Source organism: Eggerthella sp. AM16-19, from assembly GCF_003474385.1.
In the GTDB taxonomy this organism is placed as follows: Bacteria; Actinomycetota; Coriobacteriia; order Coriobacteriales; family Eggerthellaceae; genus Senegalimassilia.
The window spans coordinates 34,561-53,211 of the sequence record NZ_QUCY01000019.1; the positions used below are offsets into that span (position 1 = coordinate 34,561).

General features: G+C 65.4%; 12 protein-coding genes. 3 read left to right on the forward strand and 9 right to left on the reverse strand.

Features of this window, described 5'->3' with window-relative positions; genetic code table 11:
- Positions 1-216: 216 nt before the first annotated feature.
- The 5 genes from DW178_RS08210 to DW178_RS08230 all read right to left on the reverse strand — a co-directional run bounded on the left by DW178_RS08210 (position 217) and on the right by DW178_RS08230 (position 7,504).
- Positions 217-1,146: a 4Fe-4S binding protein gene (locus DW178_RS08210; protein WP_118350504.1), complete on the reverse strand. Its 930-nt coding sequence runs from the start codon at positions 1,144-1,146 to the stop codon at positions 217-219.
- 11 nt (positions 1,147-1,157) lie between these two features.
- Positions 1,158-1,784, reverse strand: coding sequence for a 4Fe-4S dicluster domain-containing protein (locus DW178_RS08215; RefSeq protein ID WP_199669274.1), 627 nt, complete (start codon positions 1,782-1,784; stop codon positions 1,158-1,160).
- Positions 1,785-2,111: 327 nt separating this feature from the next.
- On the reverse strand, positions 2,112-3,029 hold the full coding sequence (locus DW178_RS08220) for a dimethyl sulfoxide reductase anchor subunit family protein (protein WP_118350506.1): 918 nt from the start codon (positions 3,027-3,029) through the stop codon (positions 2,112-2,114).
- 4 nt (positions 3,030-3,033) lie between these two features.
- Positions 3,034-3,693 (reverse strand): 4Fe-4S dicluster domain-containing protein, encoded by a 660-nt coding sequence (locus DW178_RS08225; RefSeq protein ID WP_118350507.1) that lies wholly within the window; start codon positions 3,691-3,693, stop codon positions 3,034-3,036.
- 19 nt (positions 3,694-3,712) lie between these two features.
- The gene (locus DW178_RS08230) at positions 3,713-7,504 is read right to left on the reverse strand and encodes a molybdopterin dinucleotide binding domain-containing protein (RefSeq protein ID WP_118350508.1); all 3,792 of its coding nucleotides are present in this window, start codon (positions 7,502-7,504) and stop codon (positions 3,713-3,715) included.
- Positions 7,505-7,889: 385 nt separating this feature from the next.
- Here DW178_RS08230 and DW178_RS08235 point away from each other — a divergent pair, with 385 nt between their 5' ends.
- The 3 genes from DW178_RS08235 to DW178_RS08245 all read left to right on the forward strand — a co-directional run bounded on the left by DW178_RS08235 (position 7,890) and on the right by DW178_RS08245 (position 11,843).
- On the forward strand, positions 7,890-8,711 hold the full coding sequence (locus DW178_RS08235) for a hypothetical protein (RefSeq protein ID WP_286168609.1): 822 nt from the start codon (positions 7,890-7,892) through the stop codon (positions 8,709-8,711).
- Between the two features lie 164 nt (positions 8,712-8,875).
- Positions 8,876-10,840: a UvrD-helicase domain-containing protein gene (locus tag DW178_RS08240; protein WP_118350510.1), complete on the forward strand. Its 1,965-nt coding sequence runs from the start codon at positions 8,876-8,878 to the stop codon at positions 10,838-10,840.
- 196 nt (positions 10,841-11,036) lie between these two features.
- Positions 11,037-11,843 (forward strand): amidohydrolase family protein, encoded by an 807-nt coding sequence (locus DW178_RS08245; RefSeq protein ID WP_118350511.1) that lies wholly within the window; start codon positions 11,037-11,039, stop codon positions 11,841-11,843.
- 180 nt (positions 11,844-12,023) lie between these two features.
- Here DW178_RS08245 and DW178_RS08250 read toward each other — a convergent pair whose 3' ends face one another.
- The 4 genes from DW178_RS08250 to menC form a co-directional block, all read right to left on the reverse strand.
- On the reverse strand, positions 12,024-13,346 hold the full coding sequence (locus DW178_RS08250) for a hemolysin family protein (protein WP_118350512.1): 1,323 nt from the start codon (positions 13,344-13,346) through the stop codon (positions 12,024-12,026).
- Between the two features lie 539 nt (positions 13,347-13,885).
- Positions 13,886-14,464 carry a xanthine phosphoribosyltransferase gene (locus DW178_RS08260; protein WP_118350514.1) on the reverse strand — a complete coding sequence of 193 codons (579 nt, stop codon included), beginning with the start codon at positions 14,462-14,464 and terminating at the stop codon, positions 13,886-13,888.
- Positions 14,465-14,509: 45 nt separating this feature from the next.
- Positions 14,510-15,997: a basic amino acid/polyamine antiporter gene (locus DW178_RS08265; RefSeq protein ID WP_118350518.1), complete on the reverse strand. Its 1,488-nt coding sequence runs from the start codon at positions 15,995-15,997 to the stop codon at positions 14,510-14,512.
- A gap of 325 nt (positions 15,998-16,322) precedes the next feature.
- Positions 16,323-18,651, reverse strand: a 2,329-nt coding sequence (menC, locus tag DW178_RS08270; RefSeq protein WP_118350515.1) for an o-succinylbenzoate synthase, incomplete at its 5' end; no start/stop codon positions are given.

Genomic DNA, 18,651 nt, shown 5'->3' on the forward strand with positions numbered 1-18,651 from the left:
AACAACCCCCAGGCCGATGGGGGAAAGCCCGGGGCGGAAACCGCGTACCGGGAAAGGGGACCCGAAACGCGGCCTACAAGAACCGCCCCGGGCCGATGAGGCCCGGGGCGGATATCGCCGCATATTGGAGGGAGGGGGATCGCCAACACACGGCAATCGGCAGAGCGCCCCTTGGCGCGAAGAGGATGCACAAGGGGCGCTTGCCTCTCGAATCGGTTATCTCTCGTTAGGGGCCAGCTTCACATCCTGCCCGCGCTTCGCGACCACCGGCATGGTGATGGCGTTTGCCGGGCAGGCGTCCACGCAGGCGTTGCAGCGCGTGCAGTCCGCCAGCGTACGCTCGCCGTAGTCGGGATGGCGCAGGTTGATGTCGGCCTCGCACACCATCGCGCAGCGGCTGCATGCCGTGACCTTCGACGTCTCCAGGCACTTCGCGTCGTCGATAACGGGCTTGAACGTACGGCTGAAACGGCCCATCAGGTTCATGAGGCCGGCCATGGGGCAGAAGCGCGTGCACCATTTGCGCAGGAACACCAGCTCGATGATCAGCATCAACGGGATGAGGACCACGGCCACGGTCATGTCCGCGTTGGCGAACAGGCGCCAGAACACCAGCACGGTGGCGAAGGTCAAACCGATGGGGCAAACCAGACAGAACACCGGGAAACCGAAGATGGCCGTGGACAGCAGCGCGCCGCCCAGCACATAATGGCGCGAATCCAGCTTAGTGCGCTGCTGCTTGCAGGCGCTGCAGCTCTCGCAGCCGCCCTTCCCGCCGCAGCCCAGCTCGAACTTGGCGATATCGAGCGCCTCGTCGTGCTTCGCCTGCTCCAGCTCGCGGCGCTTCTTCGGCGAACGGAAGAACGCGCGCAGCTTTCCCAGCACGGGCACAGGGCAGATCCAGCCGCAGAACGCGCGGCCGAACAGGAACACCAGCAGCGCCATGATGATGATGCTGAACACGGCGCGCGGAACCAAGGTCTTGGTAGCCAACATGGTGGTGATGGCGCCGAGCGGGCACAGCGCGCTGAAAGAATCGAATCCGAAGCCGGACAGCGTGCCCATGTTGATGCCCGCGATCAGGCCCACGGCCAGAACGCAGAACACGGCGGCCGCCACGATGGTGCGGATCTTGCTCAATTTCATGACAACCCCCCTTACAACGAGGACGCGGGACGGACGACGATAGCGCGCTCGGTGGCTCCCGCGACGATGGAGCCCTGCTGCAACGACACGCACACGCTCTCACAAGCGCCGCAGCCGACGCACTTGTCCTCGATCACGTACGGGCGCGGGCTGTAGCCGTTGCCATCGAGCTGGATGGCGTCGTAACCGGCATCGCGGCAAGCGTCGAAGCAGAAATGGCAGCCCGTGTCGCGGAACGCCAGGCACGTCTTGCGGTCGATCTCGGCCAGACCGATGATGATGCTGCGCGCATCTGCGCCGGCGGGAAGCTGCAGCGCCTCGGTGGGACACGATGCCACGCACAGCGGCACGCCGCCGTTCTCCTCGGCGCAGAAGTCGCAGTAATCGGCGCTGAAGTCAAGTTGGGGGCTGCGCATCCCCAGGAGGCCGTCCTCGATCTTGGCCGGCTTGATGACGTGGCGTGGGCACGCCTCGTAGCATTTCTCGCAACGGATGCAGGCGCTGACCAGGTGCGCCTCGTCCTGGCCTCCCGGCGGGCGGTTCAACGGCACGTGCCCGGCATAGCGCAGGGCGCCCAATCCCAGCAGCGCTGCCGTGCTGCCCACGCCGATGAGCAGCGAGCGGCGCGAGACGCTCATCGGCTCCTTCGCCTTCTTCGCAGCGGGCTGCGCGGGCGCCGCATCGGCAGCTGCGCCGACGTCCTGCGGGGCGGCGGCCTGCGCGCCCTCCTTCTTCTCCTCGCTCATGAAGACCCCTCTCCTTGTCTTTTCCGATTCCTCATCCTATGCGCGAAAGCCCCGGTCGGGGCTGTTAGAAAACGCGTATATGAGGGGGCTTCCGTTGCCGAAAGCGGGGCGTTCAGGTAAGCCCCCTCCAACACGCCTTTTCAGCTTGCGAGCAGGCGTTTCGCCGCCGACTCGCCCGCAAGGCCGGCCGACCAGAACCGGCCTTGCGCCCTTCGCTCCCTAGAACAGGGCGAAGATATGCATCGCTGCCGAGTACAGGAGCACGCGCCAGATGATGCCGCCGATGATGCAGCACACGCCTGCACCGCCGGCGTAGATGGCCAGCTGCTGGCCATCCTTGCCCTTGCCGAGCCACAGGATGGCGGCCGGAGCGATGATGCCGACGATGATGGCGCCCAGCCAGAACATCACGGCGTTGGAGCCGGCGAGCAGGCTACCGACGACGGCGGCGCGGTCGACCATAGGCACGTCGGGCAGCGTCGGGTCGAAGTAGAACGCGATGTCGGCGGAGTACGTGGCGGCGGAGCCGTTGATCATGATCGCGTACACCAGCACGATGACCAGCTGGGCCACGGCGCCGACCAGGGCGGTCTTGACCATGAGGTCGCGGGCTTCAACGTCGCCGGTGAGACCGGCGATCACAAGCGCGGCCAGGCCGCCCATGAAGACCGTGTTCGTCAGGTAGTACACGATCAGAAGCGGGGTATCCCACGTGGGCAGCGACGACATCAGATAGGAGTCGCCGGTGACCATGGGAAGCGCCAGGCCCACGATGATGGCCAGGATGCCGGCCCACTTCGGGGCGACGCCGTCCTCGGCGCGGCGGGCGAACAGGAAGAACAGCGCGATCGCGATGAACTCCACGACGCAACCCCACAGCTCGAGGGTGATGCCGGACACGCCGTAGCCGTTACCGGCGAGCAGCGCACCGAACGCGTTGAAGATGCGCTCCCAATGCTGCAGGTGCATGAACACGCAGATGCCGCCGATCACAAGCGTCGCCAGCGCGGCGATGAGCGCCACGTTCTGCATCTTCTTGCCCTTGCCGAGCACGGTGAGCAGGCCCTGTGCGCCCAAGATGCCGCCGGACAGGCACAGGAAGAAGGTGAAGAGGATTAGAGGCCATTCCGGATTCATGAGTCTACTCCCTCCACTTTCGGCCCTCGCGGAGCAGGTACATCAGCTTGGGCTTGTTGCCTGCGTCCTTGAGATGATGGATATCGCTTTCCTTGTACGCCTCGACGTAGTCCTTGAGCTTGACGCGGGTCTTGGTCATCTCGTCGTACTGGCAGCCGGGGCTGTCCGGATGCGCCGGGCCCTCGAAGTTGTCGACGCCTTTGTCAAGGTCGCCGAAGAAGCGGGCGCGGGCGCCGCACTGGGCCACGCACTGCGGCAGCTCGCCTTGGCTGATGCGCTGCTCGCACATGGTGCACTTCTCGACGACGCGCTCCTCCTCATTGAGGTAACGCACGCCATAAGGGCAGGCCAGGGCACAGAAGCGGCAGCCGATGCACTTGGACTTGTCGATCTGCACGGTGCCGTCCTCGCGGATGTGGGACGCGCCGGTCGGGCACACGCGCACGCACTCGGGGTTCTTGCAGTGCTGGCACTGGACCGGAAGGAAGTACATCTCCACGTCCGGGAAATCGCCCGAGCCGCCCTCGATGGGGTGCGGACCGATGCGCAGCGTCTTGATCCAGAAGTTGCCGACGTCGACGCCGTTGATCGCCTTGCAGGCGACCGTGCAGGCCAAGCAGCCGGTGCAACGGTTCAGGTCGGTGATGATCGCGTAATTTGCCATGGGTTGTTACCTCCTTTCCTTATTTGTAAGAGCCGAGCTTGTCGCTCAGCTGGCCTTTATTGCTGTACTGGCCGAGGGCATCGCTTCCGCGCTCGCCCTTGGACAGCTTGCCGGTGGCCAGGGCCTCCGGGGATTGGATGGACGGCTGGCAGCCCTTCGCGTCCATGTTGGCGAAGGTCAGCTCCACCTTGGCGTCGGCAAGGCGCGGGTCGTTGGACAGCCATTCCCTCAGACGCGGGTCGTTGGCGTTCGTGATGGCGGGGTTGCCCTGCGGATCGCACGGCACCGGGTTCTTGAACGGGGAGTTCTCCGCCGTGGCCTTGTAGATGAGCGCCGGGATGCCGCGCAGCTGCGAGGCGCCGCACACCCAGCACTGGGCGTACTTGTCCATGCAGCAGTTGATGCCGACCAGCTCGAAGCCGTGGCTTGCGGTATCCATCTCGGGGTACCACCAGGCATGGTTGGCGTTGATGGTGCCCTCCTTGATGCCGTAGTACAGGTCGGCGACCTCGCGAACCGCGCCCCACGGGGTGCGGATCCACACCCAGTCGCCCTGCTCGATGCCCATGCGCGCGGCATCCTTCGGGTTGATCTCGACGCGCGGGGACGGCCACAGCTCGCGGCACCAGGGCAGCTGACGGTGCTCGGAGTGGAAGTACACGGGCTGACGGGAACCGGTGGTCATGATGAACGCATGGTCGTCGCCGTACTTCTGCAGGTTCTCCTTATACTCCTCCATCAGATGATCGCCCTTGTAGTTGTCGTTGATGTAGGAGTCCGTCGTGGCGATCTGGTCCGCCTGGTCCTTGTGGTAGTAGCGCGGGGCCTCGACCTTGGAGTTCTTCGGCTCGAACCAGTGCGGGAACTTGTCGATGTCGGGAATCTTCCCGTCATAGGCGGCACGGTCCGGGCTGCAGCTCTCCGCGAACGTCTTGGTGGTGTCCGGGATGTAGGTCTCGGCGATGGTGGACCACACCTCGACCTTGGCGGTCGGGGTCATGAAGCCGCACTTCTCGTCGACGGCGGAATACAGGTTGTAGCCGCCCTGCTGGCGACGGTAACCCATCTCCCAGCGACGATACGTGCCCCAACGCTCGGGATGCCACTTGCGGCAGTCGAACCAGCCCTCTTCCTGGAACTTCGCGGCGTACTCGGGGAAGTCCGGGCCCGCCACGTCGTTGATGGCCTGCGCGGGCTTCTCGGCGTCGGCGTAGCTCGGGAACGCCGGGATGACCTGCTCGGGCTTGCTCTCCTTGTCCTTGAACTCCTCGATGCGCCACCAGTCGGTAGCGTCCTTGAGCACGCGGTACTCCTGCTGCTCGTAGGTGATGCTGCCGCCCATCTGCACGAACTCGTTGTAGTCCAGGTTGTTCCAGCCGTCGTAGTTCAGGTCGCGGTCGTTCCAGATCACGGCGCTGCGGTCGGCAGGGATGTCGGCACGGGTCGGATGCTCCTTGCCCGAGACCGCCTTCGCCATGCCCAGGTACAGGCAGATGACGGCGACCGGGTCGTAGATGCAGTCGCCCATCGGCTCGACGGCGCGCTGACCTGCGCCGAAGATGCCGCCGGCGCCCTGGGACACGCGGCCGGTGTTGACCTCGAGCCAGTGCAGGACGGGGATGACGATGTCGGCGCAGCCGTTGTTCGGGCAGCTCCACAGGTTGAAGTCCAGCCAGAAGTCCAGGCGGGTCAGGGCCTCCCAGGCCTCAAGCAGGTTGGACTCGTTCATGAAGTCGCCGGACATGCACACGCCGCCGTGGATCTGATACGGGGTGTCGATGCCGTTGATGGAGTCCCAGATGGTCGCGGAATCGGCCCAGCGGTTCCAGTAGCGAAGCAGCGGGAAGCGCTCTGCGGAGATCTGCTTGGCGTTGCTGTCGAAGCTAGTCTTCAGGCCCGGCCATGTACGGGAGCTCTTATAGGCGCCGCCCTTGCGCTCGGCGATCCAGCGAGCCTCCTCGGCGGAAGGCACGTGGTTGCCATAGCGCTCGGCCAACGGGGACTTCACGTCGATGAGGTGCTGCACGAAGTCCTGGATCAGCGGCACCTGGTCCTCGATGGACAGGTCGCGCGGGGTGTTGCCCAGCTCCATGGTGCCCACGCCCTCGCGGATGCCCCAGTCCTGAGGAGCATGGTCGGTGACCTTCATGTTCGCGCGGCCGCAGCAGCCGTCGACCTCGGCCTTGGAGGAGCCGCGATTGCCGGCGGGATCGTCGGAGTTGCCGGTGATGCAGGCGATCAGCTGCAGGGCGCGGGAGTTCTGCACCGCGTGGCCCGTCTGGTCGGGAGCCAGCTGGTAGTGGATGCCACCGTTGCCGTGCAGGGGGTTCAGGCGCGTGGTGTAGATCTTCACGGCCTCGACGATCTTCTCGGCGGGGACCTCGGTCACGCTCTCGCAGTACTCGGGCGTGTACTCGGACAGGCTGTCGGAGAAGGCCTCCCAAACGGTGCCGGCCTTGATGGTGGTGCCGTTCTTCAACTTGATGTCGACACCGCCGGGGAACAGCGCGGGGTTCTTCGGCAGGCCCATGGGATTGGACTTCTTGCCGCCCTCGTTGCCCTCGTTCCAGTACGCGTCGTAGGACGGGTCGGCCGGGTCGGCGAAGTGAGACGGGTCGGGCAGCCATGCGTCGGCGATGATCGGCTTGTACGGATGCTCGATCCAGGTGCCGGTCGTCGGGATCTTATGCTTCTCGCCTTCCCACTGGCACGCCTCGGCATCCCAGTAGGTGGGCTTGTCGTTGTTCTCGTCCCAGCAGATGAAGCGGCGATAGCTGTACTTCTCGTCCGCCGGCTCCCACCACTGGCTGATCCACTCGCGGTCGACGTCGGCCTCGGTCAGGATACGGGATTCCATATCCACGCCGCCGTTCATCTCCTGGAACCAGCCCTTCTTCGTGCGGCCGTCCTTCTCGGGGTTCCACAGGAACGGGGCGTTGGTCCAACGGCGGACGAACAGGTCGTCGTAGGCCTCGTTGTCCAGGATCCACTTGAGCCAGGTCAGGGAAAGGCACAGGTCGGTGCCGACGCGCAGCGGCAGCCACAGGTCGGCTTCCTTTCCCAGCGGCGTCATGCGCGGGTCTACCAATATATGCTTATAAGCGCGCTGCGAGCAGTCCACGACTGTACGGTTCGTGGAGTCGTAATTGGAGTACTCGGCAGCGGTGCCCCACTGCACGTACACCAACGGACCCTGCTCGACTTCCATCCAGGGCGAGCCGATCTCGTCGGTCAGGATGCCGGCGAAGTGGCGCGGGCCCTTGCAGATCTCGTACGCCAGGTGGGCGTTCGGGGTCGGGAAGATGGACTTCAGCGTGCCGTACGGGGGCTGCGCCCACACGCGGGACGTACCGCCCATGGCGAAGTTGGCCTCTCCGCCGTATTTCTCCACGATCTCGTTGAACTTGGCGCCGGCCTCATCGAACGCATCGGCCAGGGAAATGCGGACCCAACCGGGATCGTCCTCGCCCTTGGGGTTCGTGCGCTTCAGGCAGTAGCGCAGACGATCGGGGTGGTACAGTGCGAGCATCGACGACTGAGACTTCGCGCAGCAGTGGCCGCGGCTGTGAGCGTTGGACTCATCGCCCTCGACCTTGATCACCTTGTTGTCCTGAACGGTGACCCACGTGCCGCACTCAACCTTGCCGCACGCGCGGCAGCACGAGCGGATGCGCTTCACTTCGCCGGCCGTCGGGTCGGCGCCCTCGGCCAGAGCCGCGGACGGCGCAGCCGCGAACCCTACGGTCGCGGCGGCACCCGCCATAGCGGACGCCTTCAGGAAGCTGCGGCGAGTCAAAGATAGTTTCGCCATATGCCCCTCCTCTCCTTTTCTGATTCGTTTCTCCTTCGTCTCCCGCATTGGGAACGCGGCGCCGTGCCGACACCCTGCCTCCGCCTGCAAGGGGGAAGGGAGGGAGGAGGTGGCGGCCGAGCCGGATGCGGCTACGGCGCAACGTTCCCAATGCGATGACCCGATGGTACGGTGGTGCGCCGGACGGGAATCATAAGGGTGGGATTGTATGAGCGCGCGCATATCATCCTTGCGGGATGATTTTGCTCTGAACTGGGCATTTATACTTTGGTTAGCGAAGAGGACGCAGGCGGATGACCTGGGGCGGGCCCGATTCGGGCAGCCCGCGGGGCGTTCGCCGAACGAAGAGTTAGGGGTATAGGACATGGCACAACCAAGGCCTTCGATGACGCTGATACTGGACCTGGACGAGCGCGTGGATTCCGAAAATCTGCGCCTGGAGATCGGCCGCAGCTACGCCTACGTGGGCTCGACGCTGGTGCGCACGCACGCCACCGCAGGCGAGGACGCTCCGGCGGAGAACACCATGCGCATGCTGGTGAAGCTGGGCACACGCCAGTACCTGGCAGCCGGCGAGGAAGGCTCCGACGAGCTGTGGAACGACGTGATGCGCGATTGGTTCCGCAACCAGTTCCGCAAGCTGGGCAACCAGGCGCTCATCTATAACAAGCGCCAGAAAGAGATGGAAGACGGAAGCGAGCTTGCGTTCACGTGGCTCGAAGTGGACCTGCAGAACGGCACGCTGCCCGTGCGCCTGCACATGAACGACGTGAGCGGCATCGCCGAGGACGCCGCCGACATGCTCTCGCTCGTGCGCGACGCCTACAATGAGGGCAAGCTGGGCGACGCCGGCTCTATCGCGCGCGTGAGCATGCCCTCCGCCGACGATTGGGCCGCGCAGGTGGAAGCCGGCGCAGCCGCGTTCGCGGAGCGCAAGGCCGCCGAGGAGGCTGCCGCCGCCGAAGCCGAGGCAGCTGCCGAAGCCGAGCGCGCCGCCGCTGAGGAGGCCGCGGCCGAGGCGTTCCTGGAGTCGCCCGAGCTGGTGGAGGCCGACGCGCGGTCCGCTGACGGCGAGGGCGCCGTCGATGGCGGCGGCATGGAGCCGCCGGAGCTTGTGTTCGAACTTGATGAGCCTACGTTCGCGCCGACGTACCGCACGTGGACCGTGGAGTATACTGACGGCACGAGCAAGGTGTTCGAGGCCTAAATGCCTTTTGCGGGGGCCGCGAGCGCGCCCCGCCCACGAACTACCGCGCCCGCCGGAAGGCGCCGCCTGCGCGGCAACGCCTTCGCCACCTTTTGAAAACCGCCCCGCCGCGTGCCGTGCGCGCGCGACGGGGCCCCAGATAGCCGCTACCGAAGGGAGTTCACATGATAGATACCATCGCCGCATTCGATGGGCGCCTCGCCAAGGTCGAGGGCGCCGAGCGCAGCGGCAAGACGCAGGCGCTCGTGGCGCGCTGCGCGCACCTTATCCAGAACGGGGAAGCTCCCGCATCCATCTTGGTAGCGGTCACCAACGCCTTCGCCGCGCAGGCCTTCCGCAAGCGCCTTCGCCGCGCCCTTCCCGCAAACCTCATCGGCGCCGCCCTGTCGGTGCGCGTGCGCACCGCGCTCGACGCCGCCGTGTCGGTGCTCGACCAGCCCACCGCCCGCGAGCCCACCGGCCGCGTGCCGCGCATCCTCAACAGCGCCGAGTACAACTTCTTCCTGGAGGATCTGAAGACCATCGGCGAGCATCCGCGCAAGCTGCGCAGCATGCTGGGCTTCCTGGACCGCAAGATGGCCGGCTACGAGCCGCGCGAGGAGCGGAATGCCGGCACCGCGGCGGACAACCTGCTGGCCTACGCCACGCGCATCCTGAAGCTGCGCGGCGCCATGCTGGCCGGCGAGGCGCCCATGCTGGCCGCCGACTTCCTGAAAAGCGACGCCGGCGAGGGCGCGCGCGGCAGCTTCGCCTACGTGCTGGCCGACGACTTCCAGAACTTCTCCCACGCCGAGCAGACGGTGCTGTGCCTGCTGGCCGACAAGCAGATCATGGTGACGGGCAACCCCAACCAGATGATGTCCAAGCGCGGCAACCACCCCTACATCGAGGGATTCCTGAAGTTCGAGGCCGTGCGCCACGACGTGAAGGTGTTCCATCTGCAGGGCGCGTTCGGAAACCCGCAGATCATCGCGCTCGCCGACGCGCTGTGCACCGAAGGCGACATGGATAGCGCCTACATCGCCGGCAGCGCCACGCCCATCGAGCGCGCCGCCGGAGCCGAGGGCCTGCCGCAGGGCGTGCAGTCCATCAAGTGGAACACGCCCGAGGACGAGCTCAACGGCCTGACGAAGTACCTGCGCAAGCTGATGGATGGCCAGGAGGATGCGCGCGAGGCCCTCACCTGCGTCGTCGTCCCCAACCGCCGCTGGGCCGTGATGGTGGAGAAGATGCTGCGCCGCCGCGGCTTCAACGTGTCGGCCGCCGGCGCCGCCGGCACGCTTGCGGGCGACCCGCGCGACTCCACGCGCTCCCGCGCGCTCGTGGCGTACACGAAGCTGGGGCTGCTAGCCGACCCCACCGACATGATCGCATGGCGCAGCTGGTGCGGCTTCGACAACGCGCTGACGAACTCCGACGCCTGGATGGGCCTGCAGGACTTCGCCGAGGCCGAGGGCCTCACGCTGTATCAGGCGCTCCAACAGGTGGGCAACGCCGGCTTCGGCGCGAAGGAGCCGTTCCTGCGCGCTCGCACGCTGGCCGAGAAATGGCGCTCCGGCCAGGACTTCCTTGAGAAGAACGCCACGCGCCGCGGGTTCGGCCTCATGAAGGCCATCGGCGCCGAGGGCATCAGCGAGTTCGAGGCCGTCGCCGCCGACATGGTGGGCGACGAGACGGCGAAGACCCTGCTCGAGCTCGAGCAGGCCGCCATCTCCGACCCGGTGTGGACCGAGGACCCGCACGTCGTGCACATCTGCCTGCCGCAGAACCTGTGCGGCACCGAGTACGACAACATGTTCGTGGTCGGCTGCATCGACGGCTTCTTCCCGCAGCGCAACGCCTTCGAGGTGATCAGCACCGACGGCGAGCGCAACCGCGTCATGGACTCCGAGCGCCGCGACTTCATGAGCGGCGTGGCGAAGGCCAAGCACCTGCTGGTGCTGTCGCACTTCAGCAAGGCCGAGCTGGAGCTGGCCGAGCGCACGAAGATGCAGGTGGTGCGCGTGAAGAGCGAGAACGGCAAGCGCATGGCCATCGTTCGCCCGTCCTGCTTCCTGAGCGAAGCCGGCGACGCCGCCCCCACTACCATGGGCGGCCAGGCGCTTCTGGCGGAGTACGGCCTGAACTAGGCTGCATCCGGATACGAGCGGGCCTTGCGCGGATCACAGCCCGCAAACGCAGGGGGCGCGGCACCAGCCGCGCCCCCTGCGCGCGTTTCGGCAACCAAAGCCCGATCACGATGCCAGCAGATTTCCCGAAATGTCCGGCGAACGCGGCTTTGCGCTGCCGTACAATCGGGGAAGTTTTCAAATGAGGAGTTGCATTATGGCCGTTATCGATGCGCATGCGCATATCTATCCCGACAAAATCGCCCCGAAGGCCGTGGAGGCCGTCGGGGACTTCTACAACATTGGCATGTTCGGCGATGGCACGGCCGACGGCCTGCTTGCGGCGAAGGACCGCGCGCCCATCACGCATTTCATCGTGCACTCCGTGGCGACCACCGCGCACGCCGTCACCGCCATCAACGACTTCATCGCGAAGCAGTGCCAGGCGCACCCCGAGTTCATCGGCTTCGCCGCCATGCAACAGGATTTCGAGGACCCCGCAGCCGAGCTGCAGCGCGCCGTCGAGCTGGGCCTGCGCGGCGTCAAGCTCCACCCCGACACGCAGAAGGTGGACATGGACGACCCGCGCCTTATGGAGGTGTACGCCATCTGCGAGCAGCTGGGGCTACCCGTGGTCATCCACACGGGCGACTACCGCTACGACTTCTCGCATCCGCGCCGCCTGGTGAACATCCTGCGCACGTTCCCCGACCTGGTGGTGGACGCCGCGCACTTCGGCTGCTGGTCGCGCTACGAGGTGGGCTACGACATCCTGCACGAGGTGGCCATGAACGACCGCGTGTTCCTTGACGAGTCCAGCTCGCAGTTCTTCCTGGGGCAGCGCCGCACGGTGGAGCTCACGCGCATGTGGGGCACCGACCGCATCATGTTCGGCAGCGATTTCCCCATGTGGGACCCCGCCGAGGAGTACCGCACCCTCACCACTGCCGGATTCACCGAGGACGAGTTGGAGAACATCCTATGGCACAACGCCGAGCGCTTCGCCGGCGTAAAAGTCGAGTAGCAGGGCGAACGCGCGGTTGAAGCCGCGAACGTGCAGCTGCCAGGTCGGTTCGCCCCGAACCCCCGCTCTCTGAAAACGCCCCGGCGTCTGCGCCGGGAAGCGGCGTGAAAGCGGAATGCACACACCCGAGTTCGCTAACGCAGGGCAAAACGAAGGCCTCCCGAATGGGAGGCCTTCTTGTTATTCTTCTTCCTCTTGCTTGGGCTTCGGGGTGAGCACCAGCTTCACGCGGTCGATGCGATGGCGATCCATGCGCACCACGGTCAGCTTCGCCGTGGCCTCCTTGCCCTCGAGCGTCAGACTCTCGCCCTCGGAGGGGATGCGGTCGAGCACGTCCATGATCAGGCCGCCGATCGTCTCGCAGTCCTCGGCATCCTCGGGCACGAAGCCGATGAGCTCCACGAAGTCGCCCACGGCCATGCCGCCGTCGATCATCATGGTGTCGTCGGTTAGCTTCTTCACCAGCTCGCTGTCGGCGTGGCGGTACTCGTCATCGACGTGACCCACGATCTGCTCCATGATGTCGGTCATGGTGACGATGCCGGCAGTGCCGCCGTGCTCGTCAACCACCACGGCGATCTTCGTGGAGCCCTCCTGCAGCACCTGCAGCAGCTTCGCCACAGGGATGCTCTCGGGCACGGCCTCGATGGTGCGCACGGGCAGGTCATCGATGGTGGAGCCCTTCTGCATCAGGTACAGGTCCTTCACGTGCACGAAGCCCACGATGCGGTCCTTGGTCTCGCGGCACACGGGGTAGCGCGTGTACTTGTAGCGCGTGACCAGCGCCATGTTCTCTTCCAGCGAATCCTCAAGGTCGATGCACACCAGATCTGTTCGCGGGGTCATGATGGCCTCGGCGTCCTTGTCGCCCAGGTCGAAGATGTTGTCCACGAACTCGTTCTGCTCGGGGTCGATGAGACCGCTTTCCGTGGACTCGTCGATGAGCAGCTTGATCTCGTCGCCCGTGTACACCTCGCGCTCGTTGGCCGGGTCATGGCCGGTCAGGCGCACCACACCGTTGGTGATGCCGTTGAACAGGATCATGATGGGGTAGGTGATCTTGTAGAACGCCATAAGCGGGCCAGCCGTGAACAGCGCATAGCGCTCGGTGGCGAAGATGGCAAACGACTTGGGGATCAGCTCGCCCACCACCACGTGCAGCGTGGTCATGACGAAGTAGCCGATGGCCACGGCCACCACGCTGATCAAGGCCTCGGGCAGGTGCAGCATCTCGAACAGCGGACGGATAAGAGCGGAGAACGCGGGCTCGCCCAACCAGCCCAAAGCCAGCGACGCCAACGTGATGCCCAGCTGACAGGCGGACAGGTACTGGTTGACGTTCTCGGCAATGTACATGGCGCTTTTCGCACCCTTCTTGCCTTGCTCGACGGCCAGTTCGAGCTGGGATTTTCGAACGCGCACCAAAGCAAATTCGGCGATAACGAAAAACGCGTTCATGGCCAGGAACAGGGCAACAAGAATCAGGCTTAAGCCTATGTGCATAAAAGCGGGTCTCCTTATGTCGGATGCATATCGAAGAGGCGGGCACCCGGCCCGCCTCCGAGCCCCCGGCACACCGGAGGCTTGCTAATCAGGTAGCTCTTCTATTTTGACATGCGAACCCGCATTCACGGGGTTCCTTTACGCTATATCCAAAAGTCAGGCTGCGTTTTACGGAACCGTTACTTTTCGGCGCGCTCGTGCGGCTTTTCGAAAAGGCCCCCACGCCTTAACCAAAGCCGGCGCAGAAGCCGGTGCCGCGTCGGAAGAGGCCGCGCCACGCGACGGCTCGCTGCCCATCGCAACGGCGCGAAGCGGGCAGTTGTATGCGGCCGGTTGCTCGCCCTTCGCATCCGCATCGTCGGCATGGCCCGCCGAGCTATCGGAAGCCGCGACCTTGACCTCCATATCCCGGGGCAGCACCAGGTTGGCCACGAACATGGCCAAGATATGCTAGATGCCGTACGGCACGGAGCGGACGAACGGGACGTCGCCGTCTAGCTTGAGAAGCTCGTCGTGATCGAAGGGCTTCATATGCATGTTCATCGGCGGAATTCGATCTCACCGGTTTCCGGGTTCATGGATTGAACGATGGCCAGCGACTCCAGATGATAACCACGACTGCGCAGATCGTCGCCGCCGGGCTGGAAACCCTTCTCCACGGCGATGCCGATGCCCTCGACCGTGGCGCCCGCCTCCTCGACCAAGTCGATGAGGCCGTTCAGGGCGCAGCCGTTTGCCAGGAAGTCGTCGATGAGCAGCACGTGGTCGTCGGCGTTCAGGAACTTCTTCGACACGATGACATCGTAGATGCGCTGATGCGTGAACGACTGGATCTTCGTGGAGTACACGTCGCCGTCAAGGTTGATGGACTGGCTCTTCTTCGCGAACACCACCGGCACGTCGAAGTGCTGCGCCACCACGGCGGCGATGCCGATGCCCGACGCCTCGATGGTGAGGATCTTGTTGATGGGCGCGTCGGCGAACAGGCGCTTGAGCTCCTTGCCCATCTCGTTGAACAGGTTGATGTCCATCTGGTGGTTCAGAAAGCCGTCCACCTTCAGAACGCCTTCCGACTTCACCACACCGTCGCGCCTGATGCGCTCTTCAAGCAGTTCCACAGTCCAGTCCCTCTTCCGATTCCTACCTATATCATGCGGATTGCGTTAAATGGAAACCGTTCCCGTGACCAGCAGGCCGATCGATACGATGGCCGCGATGAGGATGACGGCGGCAACCACGCGATCGAGCGTGTTTTCCAAGAACGGCTGGTTACGCTCCTTCTTGCCCTTGATATACACCAAGATGCCAGGAGCATACAGGATAGACATAAGTGTAACGCCGACGGCGCCGCTTGCCCACGCAAGGAACACGCTGTAGATGACGCCGAGGACGGCGAACACGCGCCAAACGAGCACGGGAACGCCCAACTTGCCCTTGAAGGAATCAGCCTCGGTGAAGGCTACTTTCGCGAAATACGCAGCCGAGAGCAGGTACGGCAGCAAGATCATGCCAGCGGACAGCGCGTAGAAGAACTGGTACGTGCTCTCGGAGAACAGCATGATGACGAGGAACATCTCGATGATCAGGTTCGTGATGACCAGCGTGACGATGGGCGCGCCCTTCTTGTTCACGCGGGCGAACGCCTTCACGAAACCGCCCTGGGCCGCCGCCTCGTAGGGGCACTCGGCGGAGAGCACGGTGTAGCCGAGCATGGCGCCGATCAGGGACAGCACCACGCCGCCGTTGATGAGCGTAGCACCCCACGGGCCCACGGCGCGCTCCATGACGCCGGCGAGCGCCGGGTTGGAGAGCTCGGAGAGCTCGGAGAGCGGCATGACACCCATGGACAAGGTGGAGACCAGCAGGTAAATGGTGAGCACGCAGATGAAGGCGATGACGGTGGCCTTGCCCACGTCGCTGTCCTTCTTGGCGCGGCCGGAAATCGCCACGGCGCCCTCGATGCCGAGGAACACCCAGATGGTGACCATCATGGTGCCGCTGACCTGCTCGAAGAACGACATGCCCTCCACCGAGCCGTGCGCCATGTTCTCCATGAAGATGTTCACGTCGAACTTCTGGAAGAAGATGATGGCGGTGAGCGCGACGAAGATGGGGACGAACTTGCTGATGGTGATGATCAGATTGACGCCCGCCGCCTCCTTCACGCCGCGGCTGACCAGGAACGCGTAGAACCAGATGATGCAGCTGGCCACGATGACGGAGGCCAGGTTGTTGCCCGTGCCGAAGACGGGGAAGAAGTACGACAGGGCGCCGCACAGGAGCGCGGAGAAGCTGACGGTGCACAGGATGGCGGAGATCCAGTAGCCCCACGCGCTGTTGAAGCCCAAAAAATCGCCGAAGCCGGCGGCGGCGTAGCTGTAGATGCCGCCCTTGAGCTGGGGCTTAAGGCGCGACAGCGCAAAAAACGTCATGACCAGGCACAGCACGCCCACGGCCGAGATGCCCCAGGCCGTCAGGATGGCGGCGCCGTTGGCGCCATGGGCGGCCTGATCGCCGGACAGCGTGAACACGCCGGCGCCGAGGATCAGCGTGATGACCGACGCTACTAGACGGAAAATGCCCAGCTTGCCGTGATGTTCCAGGTCATGCAGCGCGCCGGACCCGGTTGCCACCGTGCCGGAAGCGGCCATAGAAGCGCCTGCCGCTTCGTTAGCGTTGTTCATCGAACCCTCCTCGTCAGAGTAAATAGTTCCCACCACTATACCCCACACGGGGCTATGTAAAGGATTCGTATAGGATATTTTCCGATGTAAATGAATAATGCTTGGGGTGTATGCGCGTTTTTGCGTGGGATGATTCGCGCGGCGGGACGCGCACGAAACCGGGCCGGGACAGCAGGGCGGCGCGCACCGAGGGCGCGACGGCCCGAAAAGACGAACGCCGTGCGCCGGAATCGCCGCGGCCGGGGGGGACGTCTCCCCCGGGGCCGCGGCAACGCCGCCAGGGCGGCGCCGGTTACTCGTAGGTTCGCTGGTCGATGAGCACGCGCGACAAGGCGGATCGATCGAGCGTGCAGCCCAGGCCGTGCTCGTGGCCTCGGCGCTCGAGCGTGACCATCCCGCGCTCCACCGTGTACGGCGGATCGGTGACGTCGACGTCGAAGTAGCGCGAGGTGGCGCCGATGTCGCCTGCGTCGACCACGCCGGGCACCATCTGGAACGCCGCATGCATGCGCCGCGAGATGCCGGTGTCGTACATGCCGCCCATCCATACGCTCATGCCGCGCGCGTTCGCCATGCGCACGAATTGCAGCGCAGGCTGGATACCGCCGAATTTCCCGATCTTGAGCGCGTAGCACTTCAGCTCCTGGTGCTTGAGCGCCTTCGCCAGATCGCTTGCGGTGAAGATGGACTCGTCCAGGCACACCGGCGTTTGGATGCGGCGCTGCAGCTGGGCCAGGCGCGCGAACAGGTCGTGCGGGCCGTTGGCCGGCGTGCGCCGCGGATCGAGGGGCTCCTCGATCCAGGCGATTCCCAGCGCGTCGAGACCGCGCAGCACGTCAAGGTCGCGCTCGGTGAAGCTTTGGTTCGCATCAAGCGATATGACCAGGTCGGGGAACGCCTCGCGCACCGCCTGCACGCAAAACAGCGCCGTGCCCGGCGTCACCTTCAGCTTCACGCGCGCGTACCCGTCGTCCACGCAGCGCTGCACGGCGGCCAGCGTGTCGGGCACCGAGCCCACGGGCACGGCAGCACCCGCCGACGCCGATGCGGGCCGACCATCGTCGGGCGCCTGCCCGCCGATGAGCCTCCAAAGCGGCTGGCCGACGATCTTGCCGTACAGATCCCACAACGCCGGCTCGATGGCCCCGCGCGCCATGGGCAGCGCGTCGGCGCCCGGGCACGCCGCCAGCAGGCCGTCGGCCTCGGAGGGGTGCAGGAATACCGTGTTCAGCACCAGAGGGATGAGCTGCTCCTGCAGGATGCGCAGGTCCTGGTCGAGCGTTTCGGGCAGATACCAGTCGGTGGGGAAGGCCGCACACTCGCCAAGGCCCGTACGGCCGGCATGGTCCACCACTTCGACCAGCAGCGATTCGCGGAACGACAGCGTCCCTTTCGCCGTGGCGAAGGGTTTACGGAACGGCAGGCGGATTCGGTACAGGTTCACGCGCTTGACCTCGATGCGCTGCTCATAGAGCTTGCGCAGGGCCGAGCGGTCCACCTTGCCGATGCCCGTGCGCGGGAACGCATCGAGCACGAACAGGTGCTTCGGCTGATATACGCGTGACAGCTGGGACGCCACGCTGCGCGCCGCCTCCTGGGCGAATATGCGGTCGGAGACGGTGCGGCCGCGCTGCCCCGCGACGCTCGTGCCGACGGAGGCGGATAGAGGCCTGGGCAGGTCGTACGCCGCATCGCGCTCGATGAAGCCGACGGGGCGGCGGCCCCACTTCTCGTCGGGCGCGCCGAAGATATAGGCATCGGCGACGCCGGGCACGCGCAGCAGCTTCTCGCGGATCTCGGCAGGGTAGACGTTCTCCCCGCCCGAGACGAACATGTCGTCGGTGCGCTCCTTCACGTACAGCTTGCCGTCGGGCGCGATGGCCGCCGTGTCGCCCGTGAGGAAGAACCCATCGGCCGTGTAGGCGGCGCGGGCGTTCAGATAGCCGGAGAACAGCCCGGGGCCTCGCACGGCAAGACGGCCGAACCCGTCGGGCCCGGCGTCCACGATGCGCGCCTCATAACCGGGAAGCAGCTGCATGCCGCCCGTGAAACCGGGCAGCACCAGGGAGTTCGCGATGTTGCTGGATGTCTCGGTCATGCCGTAGCTGGCGTACACGCGGGCGCGCGCGGCCAGGGCGCCGCCGAGCGTCTGCGCGTTCAACGGGCCGCCGCCCAGCAGGATGCACACGTAGCGGCGCAGCTGGTCGGCGTTCGGCGCGGCCAGCATGTCCTGCAGCATCTTGTCGACCACCGAGATGTGGGTGGCGCCGCGACGGGCGGCATCGGCCAGCACGCGACGGGCATCGAAGCGCTCGTAAAGGATGAACGGGTTCGCGTTCAGGAAGCTGCGCACCACCATTTGCAGGCCGCCCACATGGTACAGGGGAAGCGCCGCCTGCCACAGCCCCTCGCCGCGGCGGTTGAGCGCGGCATTCGAGACCGCCGCCGAGTTGCACAGGTTATCCCAGGTCAGGGGCACGGCCTTCGAGCGGCCGGTGGTGCCGGAGGTGAACATGATCACCGCCGCGGCGCCGTGATCGAACACGTGCGCGCCGCGTTCGGCGAAATGGATGACGCTTTCCACGGCATCCTGGCGGGCAACGTCCTCGCGACGGCGCGCC

Coding starts and splice junctions, on each gene's coding strand:
- DW178_RS08210 (WP_118350504.1), bottom strand. CDS start 1,146: ATGAAATTGAGCAAGATCCGCACCATCGTGGCGGCCGCCGTGTTCTGC.
- DW178_RS08215 (WP_199669274.1), bottom strand. CDS start 1,784: ATGAGCGTCTCGCGCCGCTCGCTGCTCATCGGCGTGGGCAGCACGGCA.
- DW178_RS08220 (WP_118350506.1), bottom strand. CDS start 3,029: ATGAATCCGGAATGGCCTCTAATCCTCTTCACCTTCTTCCTGTGCCTG.
- DW178_RS08225 (WP_118350507.1), bottom strand. CDS start 3,693: ATGGCAAATTACGCGATCATCACCGACCTGAACCGTTGCACCGGCTGC.
- DW178_RS08230 (WP_118350508.1), bottom strand. CDS start 7,504: ATGGCGAAACTATCTTTGACTCGCCGCAGCTTCCTGAAGGCGTCCGCT.
- DW178_RS08235 (WP_286168609.1), top strand. CDS start 7,890: ATGACGCTGATACTGGACCTGGACGAGCGCGTGGATTCCGAAAATCTG.
- DW178_RS08240 (WP_118350510.1), top strand. CDS start 8,876: ATGATAGATACCATCGCCGCATTCGATGGGCGCCTCGCCAAGGTCGAG.
- DW178_RS08245 (WP_118350511.1), top strand. CDS start 11,037: ATGGCCGTTATCGATGCGCATGCGCATATCTATCCCGACAAAATCGCC.
- DW178_RS08250 (WP_118350512.1), bottom strand. CDS start 13,346: ATGCACATAGGCTTAAGCCTGATTCTTGTTGCCCTGTTCCTGGCCATG.
- DW178_RS08265 (WP_118350518.1), bottom strand. CDS start 15,997: ATGGCCGCTTCCGGCACGGTGGCAACCGGGTCCGGCGCGCTGCATGAC.